The organism is Streptomyces cyaneofuscatus (assembly GCF_042718795.1).
GTDB lineage: Bacteria > Actinomycetota > Actinomycetes > Streptomycetales > Streptomycetaceae > Streptomyces > Streptomyces cyaneofuscatus_A.
The window spans coordinates 209,229-223,212 of record NZ_JBHXOX010000001.1 but is presented as its reverse complement, the minus strand read 5'-3'; the positions used below and the strand labels follow the sequence as shown (position 1 = coordinate 223,212).

General features: G+C 71.3%; 13 protein-coding genes. 6 read left to right on the top strand and 7 right to left on the bottom strand.

The annotated features are described in order from the left end of the window. Window positions 1–246: 246 nt before the first annotated feature. Both ACFWRT_RS00975 and ACFWRT_RS00970 read left to right on the top strand, forming a co-directional pair. Window positions 247–777: a DoxX family protein gene (locus ACFWRT_RS00975; protein ID WP_380948886.1), complete on the top strand. Its 531-nt coding sequence runs from the start codon at window positions 247–249 to the stop codon at window positions 775–777. After that, the gene (locus ACFWRT_RS00970; RefSeq protein ID WP_380948885.1) at window positions 774–1,226 is read left to right on the top strand and encodes a DUF7144 family membrane protein; all 453 of its coding nucleotides are present in this window, start codon (window positions 774–776) and stop codon (window positions 1,224–1,226) included. The genes ACFWRT_RS00975 and ACFWRT_RS00970 overlap by 4 nt, the downstream gene beginning before the upstream one ends. Window positions 1,227–1,290: 64 nt before the next feature. Here the strand turns inward: ACFWRT_RS00970 and ACFWRT_RS00965 are convergent, their stop codons facing one another. The 3 genes from ACFWRT_RS00965 to ACFWRT_RS00955 all read right to left on the bottom strand — a co-directional run bounded on the left by ACFWRT_RS00965 (window position 1,291) and on the right by ACFWRT_RS00955 (window position 4,926). Continuing rightward, window positions 1,291–3,396 carry an MMPL family transporter gene (locus ACFWRT_RS00965; protein WP_380948884.1) on the bottom strand — a complete coding sequence of 702 codons (2,106 nt, stop codon included), beginning with the start codon at window positions 3,394–3,396 and terminating at the stop codon, window positions 1,291–1,293. Between the two features lie 314 nt (window positions 3,397–3,710). Continuing rightward, on the bottom strand, window positions 3,711–4,226 hold the full coding sequence (locus ACFWRT_RS00960; RefSeq protein WP_380948883.1) for a MarR family winged helix-turn-helix transcriptional regulator: 516 nt from the start codon (window positions 4,224–4,226) through the stop codon (window positions 3,711–3,713). A gap of 121 nt (window positions 4,227–4,347) precedes the next feature. Then, the gene (locus tag ACFWRT_RS00955) at window positions 4,348–4,926 is read right to left on the bottom strand and encodes a fasciclin domain-containing protein (RefSeq protein ID WP_380948882.1); all 579 of its coding nucleotides are present in this window, start codon (window positions 4,924–4,926) and stop codon (window positions 4,348–4,350) included. 544 nt (window positions 4,927–5,470) lie between these two features. Here ACFWRT_RS00955 and ACFWRT_RS00950 point away from each other — a divergent pair. Beyond that, window positions 5,471–6,313: a DUF1206 domain-containing protein gene (locus ACFWRT_RS00950; RefSeq protein ID WP_380948881.1), complete on the top strand. Its 843-nt coding sequence runs from the start codon at window positions 5,471–5,473 to the stop codon at window positions 6,311–6,313. 46 nt (window positions 6,314–6,359) lie between these two features. Here the strand turns inward: ACFWRT_RS00950 and ACFWRT_RS00945 are convergent, their stop codons facing one another. Next, window positions 6,360–6,908 (bottom strand): DUF4383 domain-containing protein, encoded by a 549-nt coding sequence (locus ACFWRT_RS00945; protein ID WP_380948880.1) that lies wholly within the window; start codon window positions 6,906–6,908, stop codon window positions 6,360–6,362. Window positions 6,909–7,013: 105 nt separating this feature from the next. Next, window positions 7,014–7,703 carry an RNA polymerase sigma factor gene (locus ACFWRT_RS00940; RefSeq protein ID WP_380948879.1) on the bottom strand — a complete coding sequence of 230 codons (690 nt, stop codon included), beginning with the start codon at window positions 7,701–7,703 and terminating at the stop codon, window positions 7,014–7,016. A 158-nt stretch (window positions 7,704–7,861) separates the two neighbouring features. Between ACFWRT_RS00940 and ACFWRT_RS00935 the strand changes: the two genes are divergently transcribed. Then, the gene (locus tag ACFWRT_RS00935) at window positions 7,862–8,842 is read left to right on the top strand and encodes a MerR family transcriptional regulator (RefSeq protein WP_380948878.1); all 981 of its coding nucleotides are present in this window, start codon (window positions 7,862–7,864) and stop codon (window positions 8,840–8,842) included. Here the strand turns inward: ACFWRT_RS00935 and ACFWRT_RS00930 are convergent. Beyond that, a complete protein-coding gene (locus ACFWRT_RS00930; protein WP_380948877.1) occupies window positions 8,829–9,827 on the bottom strand; it encodes a helix-turn-helix domain-containing protein in 999 nt (332 codons plus the stop codon). The two genes, ACFWRT_RS00935 and ACFWRT_RS00930, sit on opposite strands and share 14 nt — an antisense overlap. 138 nt (window positions 9,828–9,965) lie before the next feature. Between ACFWRT_RS00930 and ACFWRT_RS00925 the strand changes: the two genes are divergently transcribed. Continuing rightward, complete coding sequence (locus tag ACFWRT_RS00925) at window positions 9,966–11,087, top strand: saccharopine dehydrogenase family protein (protein WP_380948876.1); 1,122 nt, start codon at window positions 9,966–9,968, stop codon at window positions 11,085–11,087. Between the two features lie 136 nt (window positions 11,088–11,223). Here the strand turns inward: ACFWRT_RS00925 and ACFWRT_RS00920 are convergent, their stop codons facing one another. Then, window positions 11,224–12,429, bottom strand: a complete 1,206-nt coding sequence (locus tag ACFWRT_RS00920) for a cysteine desulfurase-like protein (protein ID WP_380948875.1) — start codon at window positions 12,427–12,429, stop codon at window positions 11,224–11,226. Between the two features lie 575 nt (window positions 12,430–13,004). On the opposite strand from ACFWRT_RS00920, the gene ACFWRT_RS00915 reads away from it, so the two are divergent. After that, on the top strand, window positions 13,005–13,967 hold the full coding sequence (locus ACFWRT_RS00915) for a sterol desaturase family protein (protein ID WP_380948874.1): 963 nt from the start codon (window positions 13,005–13,007) through the stop codon (window positions 13,965–13,967). Window positions 13,968–13,984 lie beyond the last annotated feature (17 nt).

The following is a 13,984-nucleotide window of genomic DNA, read 5'->3' as shown; positions in this document are numbered from 1 at the left end:
GTCGCGTCAGTTGTAGACCACCGTGAACTGCTTATGCAACAAGTTGCACAATGATCTGCGTCGCATGCCCGGCCGCTGTCCGGCCGCCGTCCGACTTCCGCGCGACCTCCGCCCGACTTCCGTCCGAACTGCGCCAGGCCTTGCGGTGCCTGGCCCGTACCCCGTACGGCGTACTCGGCCGGGCCCGTCCGGCACCGGCCGACGAGAGTGGGTTCCACAGCGAAACCCCTCACCCCGGGAGTTCCCATGGTCTGCGTCAACCGGCGTGATCTCGGCCTGCTCGCCCTGCGCGTCGGTACCGGCGCGGTGCTCGCCGCCCACGGCAGCCAGAAACTGGCCGGCTGGTTCGGCGGCGGAGGCATCCAGGGCACCACGGCCGCGATGGAGGCGATGGGCTTCCATCCGCCCAAGCACAGCGCCGTGGCCGCCGGACTCGGTGAGGCGGGCGGCGGGGTGCTGCTGGCCCTCGGGCTCGCCACCCCCGCCGCCGGAGCCGCGGCCGCCGGGGCGATGGCCGGCGCGGTGGCCGTGCACGCCCCGGCGGGCTTCTTCGCGCAGGGCGGCGGCTACGAGTACCCGGCGTTCCTCGGCTTCACCGCCGCCGCCATCGGTCTCACCGGACCCGGCCGCTACTCCGTGGACCACGTCACCTGCCACCTCTTCGACCGGCCCTGGATGGTCGCCCTCGCCTTCGCGGGCAGCGCCGCCGCGGCCGCCGTGGTCGTCGGCAAACGCGCCAAGGGGCAGTCCGACGAGCGGCAGGAGGAGGGCCGATGAGTGTGGACCCGCGCCTGTACGACGGTTCCGCCGGCCCTCCTCCGGCGCCCGACCCGGGCAGCGCCTGGGTCACCGGAGGAGTGCTGTTCGCCGGGGTGCTGATGCTCTGCCAGGGCGTCGTCGCGGTCCTGCAGGGCATCGCCGCCCTCGGCGACAGCGACGTCTACGGCACCGTCGGCGACTACCTCTACCGGTTCAGCCTCACCAGCTGGGGCTGGATCCACCTGGTGCTCGGCGTCTGCGCGGCGATCACCGGAGCCGGGCTCCTCAAGGGCGCCGGGTGGGCCCGGGTGGCCGGTATCGTGTTCGCCTCCCTCGCCCTGTTCGCGCAGTTCCTCTTCCTGCCGTACGCGCCGGTCTGGTCGGTACTCATGATCGGGGTGGACGTCTTCGTGATCTGGGCGCTGAGCGCCTACCGGCCCCCGGCCGCCGAACTCGTCCGGCGCTGACCGTCCGCGTCAGGTGTCCCGCTCCCCACGTCCGTGTCAGGCGTTGCCCCTCCCACCGTCCGTGTCAGGCGTTGCCCTTCCCACCGTCCGCGCCCTCGTGGCTCAGCGCACCCGGCCACCAGGCCTTCGGTCCGATGTCCCGCACCAGCGCCGGGACGAGGAGCGAGCGGACGACCAGGGTGTCCAGCAGAACACCGAAGGCGACGATGAAGGCGATCTGGACGAGGAACGCCAGCGGGATGACGCCCAGGGCGGCGAACGTGGCCGCCAGGACGACACCGGCCGACGTGATGACCCCGCCGGTCGTGGTCAGCCCGCGCAGGATGCCCTCCCGGGTGCCGTGCCGCAGGGACTCCTCGCGGACCCGGGACATCAGGAAGATGTTGTAGTCGACGCCGAGGGCCACCAGGAACACGAACCCGTACAGCGGCACCGAGGAATCCGTACCGCTGAAGCCGAACACATGGGTGAAGACCAGCGACGAGATCCCCAGCGTGGCCAGGAAGTTGAGCGCGACCGTCGTCACCAGCAGCACCGGCATCAGCAGCGACCGCAGCAGGAAGACCAGGATCACCAGGATGATCGCCAGCACCACCGGCACGATCAGCATGCGGTCGTCCTCGGCCGTGCGCTGGGTGTCGTACTGCTGGGCCGTGTAGCCGCCGACCAGGGCGTCCGAACCCGGTACCGCGTGCACCGCCTCACGCAGCGCGGCGACCGTCTCCTTGGCGGCGTCGCTGTCGGCCGCGTCCTTCAGGGTCGCGTCGATCCGGACCTTGCCGTCGACGACCAGCGGTTCGCCGCCGGGCCGGCCGCCCTCGCTCACCGGCGCGACCGAGGCCACCCCGTCGGTACGGGTCGCGGCCTCGCTCACCTCGGTCAGCCTGTCGGCAGCCGCGATGATCACCGCCGGGTTGCCGGAGCCGCCGGGGAAGTGCTCGCCGAGGGTCTCCTGCGCGGCCACGGACGGGGCGTCGTTGACGAAGATCTCGTCGAGCGGCACGCCCTTGGAGGTGAGGGTGGGGGCGAAGGCGGCACAGGCGATCAGAGCGGCGAGGGTGATCGCCCAGACCTTGCGGGGAGCCCGGTCGACCAGCGCGGCCACCTTGCTCCAGATGCCGTGGCCGCCGATCCCGTCCCCGGCCGGCTTGGGCTTCGCCGGCCAGTACGCCTTGCGGCCCAGCAGCACCAGGGCGGCGGGCAGGAAGGTGAGGGCGCTCAGGACCGAGCAGACGATGCCGATCGCGCCGACCGGGCCGAGCGCCCGGTTGTTGGTGAGGTCGCTGAGCAGCAGGGCGAGCAGGCCCACGGCCACCGTCGCGGCGCTGGCCGTGATCGGCCCGAACGACTCACGCAGAGCGATGCGCATCGCGGCGAACCGGTCGCCCTGGACCGCGAGTTCCTCCCGGAACCGGGCGGTGAGCAGCAGCGCGTAGTCCGTCGCGGCGCCGATCACCAGGATCGACAGGATGCCCTGCACCTGGCCGTCCACCCGCACGATGTCGTGGTCGGCGAGCACGTAGACGATCGCGCAGGCCAGCCCCAGGGCGAACACCGAACCGAGGATGATGAGGAAGGGGAGCAGCACACTGCGGTACACGAGCAGCAGGATGACCAGCACCGTGATCAGCGCGACCCCGAGGAGCAGCCCGTCGATGCCCGCGAAGGCGTCGGAGAGATCGGCCTGACTCGCGGCCGGACCCGCCAACTGCACGGTCGCGTCCGGCACTTCGGCGCCGGCCTTCTTGACCTCTTCCAGCACGGTCGGCAGCTCGTCCCCGAGATCGGGGCTGAGCTGCACGATGCCCTGGAGCGCGAGCCCGTCCTCGGACGGCAGTGCGGGGGAGGCCTTTCCGACGACACCCTCGGTGCCCGCGAGCGAGGCGAGAGCCCCGGTGGCGGCTTCCCGCTGGGCATCGCTCACCGGGGTGCCCTCGTCCTTCGACGTCCATACGAGGATGGCCGGGAGGGTCTCGTTCTGCTGGAACGCCTTCTGCGCGTCGATGACCTGAGTGGACTCGGCGTTCTGGGGCAGGAAGGACGCCTGGTCGTTGGTCGCGACCTCGCCGAGCTTGCCGGCGTACGGACCGAGCCCGCCGCCGATACCGAGCCAGGCGATCAGCAGGACGACAGGGATCAGCCAGCGGGCCGACCGTGCAGGGGTGAACATGCCTCTCCCGGGGTGCGACGGATGTCTCAACGATGAACAATCTCAATCGTTGAAATACATTAGCGGAGTGCTCGCAGCGGGAGACGTCCGGGCTCCCCGGAGGGGCGAGGGGGCCGGTCAGGGAGCGTGCGGGGAGTTACAAGGAGTTACGGGGACTCTTTCGGGGAGCGTACGGGGAGAGCTTCGGCGGGTCATCCCCTCATGGATGCACCCGGCGGCGGAAAATCTCAGCGACGCGCCGGAGGGGCCTGCGCGGCGCGCCGAAAGGGCTCAGCTACGCGCCGCAGGGTGCCCGGGCGGCGCGCCGAAAGGGCTCAGCTACGCGGTGCGGGAGTCTCGGACAGCTCCTCGTTCATCGCCGCGAGGAAGCGCAGGACGGTCGTGAGCTCCGCCTCGCTGAAGCGGGCCCTCGCCCGGGCGGTGGCCTCGGCGAGCGGCATGAAGTAGTCGCGGGCGGCCATCCGGGCGCTCGCCTCGTAGTGGACGTGCACCACCCGGCGATCGGTGCTCTCCCGGGCCCGCCGGATGTGGCCGGCCCGCTCCAGGCGGTCGAGGCAGGCGGTCACCGCGCCCGAGGTGAGCCCCAGGTGCTCGCGCAGCGCGCCCGGCGTGAGGGGGGCGGGGGCATCAAGGATGGCCGCCAGGGCGGTCACGTCCGTGGGGTGCAGCTGCTGGTGCGCGGCGAAGCCGTGGGTCATGCGGTTGATCTCGCCGTTCATCCGGCGGAGCTCGACCGCGAACGCCTGGAGACCGGCGGCGGGTCCGGGTTCCGGGGCCGCGGCGGAGTCCGAGGCGCTGCTCCGGTTCTGTCGGCTGTCGGCGCTGGTCACGTACTCAGGGTATAGAACGGGCGGCGATGGCCGGTGCCCCGGACCGTCACTCGGTCCGGGGCACCGGCCACGACTCGGGGGCGCCGTCACGGTGGCCGTCACGCTGGTCGCCCGGCTTCGGTCACGACGGCGGCATGAGCACCGTGTCGACCAGGTTGACGGTGGCGTTCGCCGTCGGCACATTGCCGCAGACGATCTTCGAGGAGTCGTTCACCGTGAAGTCGGTGCCGGATCCCTTCACCGTGAGATCGGAGCCCTGCAGGGTCTTGTAGCTGCCGTCCTCCAGTTGCTTCGTCGTCAGCTTCTCGCCCACCACGTGGTACGTCAGCACCTTGGTGAGCTCCTCCTTGTCGTTGAGGAGCGCGTTGAGGTCGGCCTGCGGGATCTTCTCGAAGGCGGCGTTCGTCGGTGCGAACACCGTGATGTTCTCGGCGTTGTTGAGCGTGTCCACCAGGCCGGCCTTCTGTACGGCGCTGACCAGGGTGGAGAGTTCGGGGTTGTTGGAGGCGGCGGTGGCGACCGGATCCTTCGCCATGCCCTCAAGGCTTCCCGCACCTTCCTTCGGGACGGAGGCGCAAGCCGGACCGAACGGTTCCGCCGGAGCTTGTGCTTGTGCCTGCGGCGCGAAGAACGCCATGGAGGCGGGGAAGGCGAGGGCGGCGGCGGCTGCGGCGGTGCGCTGCAGGCGGGTGATGGTCATGATGTCTCCTCCGGCGGGTGGGGGTGAGATATTCACGCCGTACGGCCATAGGAGGCCGTAGGGTCAGTAGCCCATAGAAGAAGTCCCGGGTCAAATGCAGAGCCCTGCGGACAGAGAATTGGTCCGGCGATTTCGTGAGGCCGGGAATGCGCTGAGAGAAACGCTCGAAGGGGTGGTTCGCTGGTGTCGGCCTGGCGCCTACCACCCGCTCCACGTGGGGTTGCGGCCGGTTTCGACGCAGAAACGACGCGACAGGACCGGTGGAGCGTAGTGCTGCACGGTAGACAGAGAAAGGGTCTCTGTCGTGAGGGCAAGTAATTCACCGTCCGCTGTCGGAAGCTGCTGATCGATCGGCTGAGATCCGATCGTGAGGGAAATGATTCGCGCATTTATCGGTGAGTGTGCGAAGTCATTTCCCTGCCCCGCGTGCAATTCCGTGAAGGGGCCCCCGAAGTGGCGTCCGCGGTTGGTCCCACGGCCCCGCTCCGTCCTGGCAGACGTCTCGACAGGAGTTGATCCGCCGGACCGGGGCAACCGGCATGTCATGAATACCCGTTCAGTAGCAGCGCAGGGGCGCGGCCAAGCAAGACGAGCCGCCAACAGCAAGGCGGTCGAGGTCGGCGCCCGTGCCGGGTTCGGTGCCCGCGGAGTCATCTATGTGCTCGTGGGCGCCCTCGCCCTGCAGATCGCGCTCTCCGGAGGCGGCGGCAAGCAGGCGGACCGGGGCGGCGCGATCGCGGAGATAGCCGAGAAGCCGTTCGGCAAGATCGTATTGTGGCTGCTGGGCATAGCCCTGGTGGGCATGGCCCTCTGGCGGCTGTCCGAGGCCCTCTTCGGCTCGGCCGGACCCGACGGTGGCAAGGCCTCCAAGCGGGCCATGGCCGCGGGGCGGTTCGTCTTCTACAGCTTCGTCGCCTACTCCGTCCTGGCCTTCGCCGCGGGCGACTCGAGCAGCGGTGGCGGCTCCTCCGACCAGCAGTCCCAGGACGTCACCGCCAAGGTGCTGGGCTGGCCCGGCGGCCAGTGGATCGTCGGCATCGGAGGCGTGGTGATCGCCTGCGCCGGTATCTGGATCGCGGTGCGGGCCATCATGCGGAAGTACCACAAGCACCTCAAGATGACCGAGATGTCGCAGAAGGTGCGCCGCGCGGTCGACATCACCGGAGTGTTCGGCGGCGCGGCGCGTGGTGCCGTCTTCGCCACGGCAGGCGGTTTCGCCGTCGCCGCGGCCATCAAGCACAATCCCGACCAGACCAAGGGGATGGACGACACCCTCCGCTCGTTCACGGACACGCCCGTCGGTCCGTGGCTTCTGGTGGTCATCGCCCTCGGCCTGGTCGCCTTCGGCATCTTCTCCTGGTTCAACGCCCGCTACCGCAAGGTCTGACGGGCTCCACTGGAAGGTCTGACGGGCTACCGGCAGGCTTGAGGGGCTAGCGCAGGGTCTGACCGACGCCGCCCCCGGTGATCCGGGGCGGCCCGGCCGTCGCACCTCGGCGGGCCGCGTCCTCACGGGCGGCCTCCTCGGGGTGCCGGCTGCGCCAGAAGGGGTTGTCGTGCGGCAGCCCGCCGGTGACCCGGCCGTACATCCCGAACGTCAGGATCAGCAGCCCCATCGCGAAGCTGAAGATCACGTTGGGCATGCCGAAGTCCAGAATGTTCGCGCCCTTGTCCAGGATGAAGATGTGGACGAACCCGCTGAGCAGGAAGAGCGTGCCGACCGTCATGTTCACCATCGACGCGACGTTCCCGCCGATCACCGCCCCGGCGATCAGCACCAGGCCGACGACGACGGAGATCAGGCTCAGCAGGCCGTTGGTGGAGAGCCCGGCCACCTGGGAGCCGCTCGTGTTGAAGAAGCTCAGCTGGTCGGTGAAGCCGAGGATGCCGAAGACCAGAAGGATGACTCCGCACAGCCCCGCCCCGACCCGGTATACGGTCGCGAGCCGATGGTCCACGGGGAGTTCGTCGCTCAGTTTCATTGCCGTCTCCTGTCGGTGCCTACTGCGGGAGCCCGAGCGGGTCCCGATCCGTCCACCCCCCTTCCTGCGGCCGTCCCCTTCCCTCCCGTCACGCCTCCCGCCCCCTCACTCCACCGAGGCGGAAGCCTCCAGCAAGGACCCCTCCAGGACGGAGCGCCGGATGCGCAATATCGCGCGCCGGGCGTGACTCTTCACTGTGCCGAGCGGCAGGCCGGTCCGCTCGGCGATCTGGACGTGGGTGAGGTCGTCGAAGTAGGCCAGGCGGAGAATGTGCCGCTGGACCGGGGGCAGCTTGCGCAGCTCCTGCGTCACCAGCACGCGGTCCAGCGCGGCCTCCGGCCGCTCGGCCGTTCCGGGGACACCGGCCCCCTCGCGCGCCGCGTGGGCGGCGGCCAGCTCCGTACGCCGGGACCGGGCGGCATGGGCGTCCGCGATCTTGCGGCGGGCGATGCCGACCAGCCAGCCCGGAAGCGGGCCGCGCACCGCGTGGTAGCCGTCGCGGCCCCGCCAAGCGGCGAGAAACGTCTGCTGCGCCACGTCCTCGGCCTCCCGGGCGTCCCCCAGGGACCGGGCGGCCAGCGAGTGGACCAGCGCGCCCCACCGGCGGTAGACGAGGGCGAAGCTGTCCTCGTCGCCGCGTACGAATCCGGCGGCCAGCCGTTCCGACTCGACCCGGTCCTCGACCCGGTCCTCGGGCTGGTTCTCGGGTCGGCCCTGAGGCCGGTTCTCAGGCTGGCTCCCAGCCAGGGCAGGCATCGCGGGCACTGTGCCGACCGGGCTCAGAAGTGCCGTCATGTCCGTCTGTCCGTCCTCTCCGCTCCGCCACGGGTCCACTGCTTGTGCCGCGCGGGACGGACCCCCTCCGGGCACAGCCGTCGCCCCGCTGATCACCAGGCAACCGGGCGGCGGCGCACCGATCAACATGCATCGTTTCTGCGTCGTATGGTGGCTGTATGGACGAAGCGGTCTCCACGCTGACCCGAGACCCCGCCGTCGGTGGCCTGACCACCGGGGCGGTGGCCCGGCTGCTGGGGGTGGCGCCGACGACCCTGCGTTCGTGGGACCGCCGCTACGGGATCGGCCCCGCCTCCCGTGAGGGCGGGCGGCACCGGCGGTGGACGGCGGCCGACATTCGGCTGTTGGAGTGCATGTGCGGGCTGACGAACGCGGGCATGCCCCCGGCCGAAGCCGCCCGGGCCGCCTTGGCCGCGGCCTCCCCGGAGCCCCCCGCCCGGCCGGACGAGCAGCAGGGCGCCGAGAGGCCCGCCTCCCACGCCCCCGGAGCACTCCCGCTCGGCCGGGCCCGCCGGGAGTGCCGCGGGCTGGCCAGGGCGGCTGTCCGGCTCGACGCCCACGCCATGGACGAACTGCTGGCCGCGGCGATCGAGCGGTACGGGCTGCTCGCCGCCTGGGAGTCGGTCATCATGCCGACGCTGCACGCCGTCGGCCGTAAGTGGGAGACCGCGGGGGAGCGGTACATCGAGGTCGAGCACCTGCTCTCCTGGCATGTCTCCAGCGCCCTGCGCCGGGCGGCGGCCCAGCGCCCGCCCGTGGCCGGCTCCGGGGTCTCCCTCCTGGCCTGCACCCCGGGTGAGAGCCATACACTGGCCTTGGAGGCGCTCACCGCCGGACTGGCCCAACAGGGCCTGCCCGTAAGAATGTTCGGCGCGGCCCTGCCGGTGGAGGCGATGGAGGAGGCGGTGCGGCGCACCGGGCCCGCCGCCGTCGTGCTCTGGGCCCAGTCCCGGTCCACCGCGAGCCGGGCGCTGGTGGCGCGGGTGGAGTCCATCGAGTGGGGCGTACGGGGCGCCCGCCGGCGGCCGGTCGTGCTGGTCGCCGGACCGGGCTGGGCCGGGCAGTTGCCGCCCGGTGCCCGCCATCCGTCCGGGCTGGCCGAGGCGTTGGACGCGCTCGCGGCGATCAGCCGCCGCTGATCCCTCGTACGGCTACGAGTCGGTCCTCCGGGGTGGGGCGGGTGCGGGTCAGGGTACGGAAGGTGCGGCGGTAGGCGTCCGGTGGGACGCCGACCGTCCGGTGGAAGTGGCGGCGCAGAGTGGTGGCGGTACCCATACCCGTGGCCGCCGCGATGGCGTCCACGGTGTCGTCGGTGGTCTCCAGCAACTCCTGCGCACGCCGGATCCGTTGGACGAGCAGCCACTGCAAGGGAGTCGTGCCGGTGGCCGACTTGAAGTGACGGCCCAGGTGCCGTGAACTCATCCGCGCCTGCCGGGCCAGGTCCTCCACGGTGAGCGGCCGGTCCAGCCGGCGCATCACCCACGGGAGGAGACCGTCGAGCGGATGGCCGCCCGGTGCGGGCACCGGGGTCGTGACGAACTGCGCCTGCCCGCCCTCCCGGTGGGGCGGCACGACCAGGCGGCGGGCGAGGGTGTTGGCGACCGCCGAGCCCTGGTCGAGCCGGACGAGGTGCAGGCACAGGTCCATCGCGGCGGCCTTGCCGGCAGAGGTGAGAACGCTGCCGTCGTCCACGTAGAGGACGTCCGGGTCGACCGTCACCCGGGGGTACCGCTCGGCCAGCACCTGGGTGTGCGCCCAGTGTGTGGTGGCCCGCCTGCCGTCCAGCAGACCGGCGGCGGCCAACACGAAGGCACCCGTGCAGAGGGAGACCACCCGGGCTCCCGCCTCATGGGCCGCGCGGACGGCGTCGACCAGTTCGGCCGGCGGGGCCTGATCGATGTCGGCCCAGCCGGGGACGATCACGGTGTGGGCGCCCACGAGCCCGTCGAGCCCCAGGTCGGGCTCCAGCCGGAACCGCCCGGCCCGGACGGCGTCCGGGCCGCAGAGCGAGAGCTGGTACCAGGAATCGGCCCCGTCGGGTGCGTGGGACCCGAAGACCTCGCAGGCCAGGGCCAGTTCGAAGTGCAGCATGCCGTCGGTGACGGCGAGCGCGACAGCGGTCATGTCCGAAAGTGTACGGGCCATGGCGTTCCGGACCGTCGCGGCGGACGACCGCCTCCGGCCAGGATGTCGGTGACGGGAAGCCGGGGCGCCAGAGAGGCGCCCGCGAATCATCCACGAACGACGGCAAGGGGACAACTCATGGGATCGGACCGGACGGTGGCGGTCTTCGGCGCCTACGGACACACCGGGCGGTTCGTGGTGGCGGAGCTGAGGGCGCGCGGATTCCGCCCCGTTCTCGTCGGCCGCGACCCTGACAAGCTGAAGGCACTGGCGTACGGCATGGAGGCACCCGGGTCCGGGGCGTACGTTACGGAGGCACCCGGGACCGGTGTGTACGGAACCAAGGGCCACGCAGCCGGGTCGTACGGAACCGCGCCGGACATCCGCACGGCGTCGGTCCACGACCCCGCCTCGCTCGACCGGGCCCTCAGCGGCGCGGCGGCCGTCATCAACTGCGCCGGCCCCTTCGCCACCACGGCGGCCCCGGTGATCGATGCGGCGCTGCGTGCGGGTATCCCCTATCTGGACGTGGCGGCCGAGATCGAGGCCAACCTCGACACCTTCGCGCACTACGCCGAACGGGCCCACGAATCGCAGGCGTTGATCGTCCCGGCGATGGCCTTCTTCGGCGGCTTCGGGGATCTGCTGGCCACCGCGGCGTTGGGCGACTGGACAGCGGCCGACGAGGTGCACATCGCGTACGGACTGAGCAGTTGGCACCCCACCGCCGGGACCCGGACGGCGGGCGCGGTCTCCCGGGAGCGGAGGGGCGCCGGCCGGCGTATCCGCTACACCGAAGGGCGGTTGGAGCACCGCGACGACGCCCCGCCCACCCTGGAGTGGAGCTTCCCCCAACCGCTGGGCCCGCGCACGGTGATCGGGGAGTTCACGATGGCCGACGTCGTGACCGTACCGAGCCATCTGACCGTCCCCGAGGTCCGCACCTACATGACGGCCGAGGCGGCCCGCGACCTCTCCTCCCCGGACACCCCGGCACCGGCGGCGGTCGACGAGCGGGGGCGCTCCGACCAGACGTTCCTCGTCGACGTGGTCGTCCGCTCGGGCGGAGCCGAACGGCGGGCCATCGCTCGGGGGCAGGACATCTACGCCGTCACCGCGCCTCTGGTGGTGGAAGCGGCCGAGCGCGTCCTGACGGGACGCACCCGCGCGGTCGGCGTCGCCTCGGCGGGCAGGATGTTCGACGCGCCCGACTTCCTCCGGGCGCTGTCGCCGCACATCAGCGTGGAGCTGTTCACGTAGCAGGTCCAGGGACGTGTCGGACCGACCGACGGCGATCAGGGCGGCATCGGCCTCGGAGACCTCGGAGCCGGCGGAGAGGGCCGGACGTTCCTCGCCGCCCTCCCCGCCTCACCGAGCGGACTCCGAGCCCCGCTCCTCAGCGCAGGAAGTCCGCCAGCCCCGTCAGCAGCCGTTCCACATCGTCCGTGTCGTTGTACGGGGACAGCCCCACGCGCAGACCGCCGGCGTCGCCGAGCCCCAGGTGGCGGGAGGCCTCCAGGGCGTAGAAGGAACCCGCCGGGGCGTGGACGCCGGAGCGGGCGAGGAAGCGGTACGCGTCCGAGGCGTCCCGGCCCTCGAAGGAGAGCAGCAGTGTGGGGGTCCGCTCGGCCGCCCGGGAGTGCACCGTCACCCCGCCGAGCTCGCCCAGCGCCTTCTCCGCCACCTCCAGCAGGGCGTTCTCGTGGGCCTCGATCGCCGCGTACGCGGAGCGCAGCCGGTCCCGCCGCCCGCCCGCCGTACCGCCGGCACCCAGGTCCGCGATGAAGTCGACGGCGGCGCGGGTGGCCGCCAGTGACTCGTAGGGGAGGGTGCCGAGCTCGAAGCGCTCGGGCACGGCGTCGCTGGACGGCACCAGCTTGTCGGGCCGCAGGGTCTCCAGCAGCTCGGGGCGGGCGGCGAGCACACCGTGGTGGGGGCCGAAGAACTTGTACGGCGAGCAGACGAAGAAGTCGGCGCCGATCCGCTCCACATCCACGAAGTCGTGCGCCGTCAGGTGCACCCCGTCGACATGGAACAGCGCACCGGCCCGGTGGACCAGCTCCCCGATCGCGGCGACATCGGGCCGGGTGCCGATCAGGTTCGAGGCCCCGGTCACCGCCACCAGCCGGGTCCGCTCGGTCAGCAGCGCACCGACGGCCTCCGTGGGCAGCTCCCCGGTGGCCGGGTCGAACTCCGCCCACCGCACCACCGCACCGGCCCGCTCGGCCGCCTGCACCCAGGGGCGGATGTTGGCGTCGTGGTCCAGCCGGCTGACGACCACCTCGTCGCCCGGAGCCCAACTCCGCGACAGGACGCGGGAGATGTCGTACGTGAGCTGGGTCGAGCTGCGTCCGTGGACGATCCCGCCCGGGTCCGCGCCCAGCAGATCCGCCAGCGCCTGTCTGAAGTCGCCGACGATCGCCTCGGCGTGCAGTTCCCCGGGCAGGGTGGTGCCCCGGATCGACAGCGGCCGGCTCAGCGCCTCGGTGAAGGCCGCGATGACGGGCGCCGGGGTCTGCGTACCGCCGGGCCCGTCGAAGTGCGCCGTACCGGCCCGGAGGGCGGGGAACTGCGCGCGCAATGTGCTGACGTCGTAACTCAAGGAGACTCCCTCGCTCGGGCGCCCGGACCGGGTCACGGTCGTGGAGCGCCGACAGTCCGTCGCCGCGGCTCCGCCCCGGGGCAGGTGCGCGGTTCGGCGCCGATCATCGCAGGGTGTCCCCGGCCGTGAAAGGACGCCTCGCGCCGACCGGTACGCGGGCGCACCGCCCCCGGCCGCACGTGCGCCGCCGCGTGCGCACGCACGTCGCGGCGCGCATTCACGCGCCCGTCACACGGCACAGGGATGTTCCTATGAGGGAATTCCTCATACAAATTGACTCACTCCGGCGCCGTGAAAGATTTCCCGCATTCCCCCGTCTCACACATTGCCCTCATCAATTCGGTGGCGAGGTGGTGGTTAAAGCCCGTGGGAATCGGAAATGAATGATCTGGGCCGATGGAGCTGGGGGGCATCGGTTCACGCCACGGTCCGTCGCGACGGAGCCGGGTGTCCGGAATCGATCGGTACATGAGCTGCTGCTCACGCCCCTGGGTGCCCATCAACCCCTCGGGCGCCCTTGAGCTGCACCGATGCGATGTTCTCTCCTAGATCACATCTCCTGTGGAGGGTCACGGATGGACGAGTGCGAGCGGTCCGCCGATGGCGAGATCGATTCCTTCGATGGCGAAATCGATGCGGTTGGATATGCGCGCGACGGGAAAAGTGCGGTCGGAATCTCCTCGGCCTCCCTTCTCCGGGCGACCGCCTATCCATTCCTCTTGCTGGCCGTCGTCCTGGTCGGCGCGTCCGCAGTGGTTCTACGCTGGGATCCGGCCATCGTGAGCCCTCTTTTCCTCGTCGGGACCCTCACGTATCTGGCCCTTCTCGAACAGCTGATTCCCTATGACCGGACCTGGCATCCCGGAAAGGAGGAGTGGCGCTGGTACGGCGTCTATTTCCTGCTCACCATGGCCGGAAGCGGACTGGCGCAGCTTCTGGTCACGGCAGCCGTGGGGTGGATCTCGGCCGACGAGCGGGGCCACCACCTCTGGGCCGAGATCCCGGGCGCCCTGCTCGCCGGATCGCTCGTCAGCTACCTGGTGCACCGGCTGGGCCACACCAGCGCCCTCCTGTGGCGCCTGCACGGGGTGCACCACGTACCGCAGAAGGTCAACGTCGCCAACAACGGCGTCAACCACGTGCTGGACATCGTGCTCGCCCAGAGCCTCGTCCAGCTCACCCTGGCCCTGGCCGGATTCTCCCGCTCGGCCGTGCTGGTGACGGGGCTCTTCGTCGTCGCCCAGGGCTATTTCGTCCACGCCAACATCGATGTCCGCATCGGCCGGTTCAACCATCTGCTGGCCAGCCCCGAACAGCACCGCCTGCACCACAGCACCGACCTGTCCGAAGCCGGCCACTACGGCTCCGACCTCTCGTGCTGGGACCACCTCTTCGGCAGCTTCACCTGGCGCCCCGGCCGCGAACCCGCCGCCGTCGGCCTCCACGACCCGGCCTCCTTCCCCGGCACCGGAGAGATCCTCGCCGGCCTCCTGCACCCCTGGCGGCGACGGCCGGGACCCGCGCCGGGCCCGGACTGACCACCCCGTGCCGGGCC

What these genes read in the sequence shown, in the direction of transcription:
- ACFWRT_RS00975 (WP_380948886.1), top strand. Translation starts at nt 247, where the DNA reads ATGGTCTGCGTCAACCGGCGTGATCTCGGCCTGCTCGCCCTGCGCGTC.
- ACFWRT_RS00970 (WP_380948885.1), top strand. Translation starts at nt 774, where the DNA reads ATGAGTGTGGACCCGCGCCTGTACGACGGTTCCGCCGGCCCTCCTCCG.
- ACFWRT_RS00965 (WP_380948884.1), bottom strand. Translation starts at nt 3,396, where the DNA reads ATGTTCACCCCTGCACGGTCGGCCCGCTGGCTGATCCCTGTCGTCCTG.
- ACFWRT_RS00955 (WP_380948882.1), bottom strand. Translation starts at nt 4,926, where the DNA reads ATGACCATCACCCGCCTGCAGCGCACCGCCGCAGCCGCCGCCGCCCTC.
- ACFWRT_RS00950 (WP_380948881.1), top strand. Translation starts at nt 5,471, where the DNA reads ATGAATACCCGTTCAGTAGCAGCGCAGGGGCGCGGCCAAGCAAGACGA.
- ACFWRT_RS00945 (WP_380948880.1), bottom strand. Translation starts at nt 6,908, where the DNA reads ATGAAACTGAGCGACGAACTCCCCGTGGACCATCGGCTCGCGACCGTA.
- ACFWRT_RS00940 (WP_380948879.1), bottom strand. Translation starts at nt 7,703, where the DNA reads ATGACGGCACTTCTGAGCCCGGTCGGCACAGTGCCCGCGATGCCTGCC.
- ACFWRT_RS00935 (WP_380948878.1), top strand. Translation starts at nt 7,862, where the DNA reads ATGGACGAAGCGGTCTCCACGCTGACCCGAGACCCCGCCGTCGGTGGC.
- ACFWRT_RS00930 (WP_380948877.1), bottom strand. Translation starts at nt 9,827, where the DNA reads ATGACCGCTGTCGCGCTCGCCGTCACCGACGGCATGCTGCACTTCGAA.
- ACFWRT_RS00925 (WP_380948876.1), top strand. Translation starts at nt 9,966, where the DNA reads ATGGGATCGGACCGGACGGTGGCGGTCTTCGGCGCCTACGGACACACC.
- ACFWRT_RS00915 (WP_380948874.1), top strand. Translation starts at nt 13,005, where the DNA reads ATGGACGAGTGCGAGCGGTCCGCCGATGGCGAGATCGATTCCTTCGAT.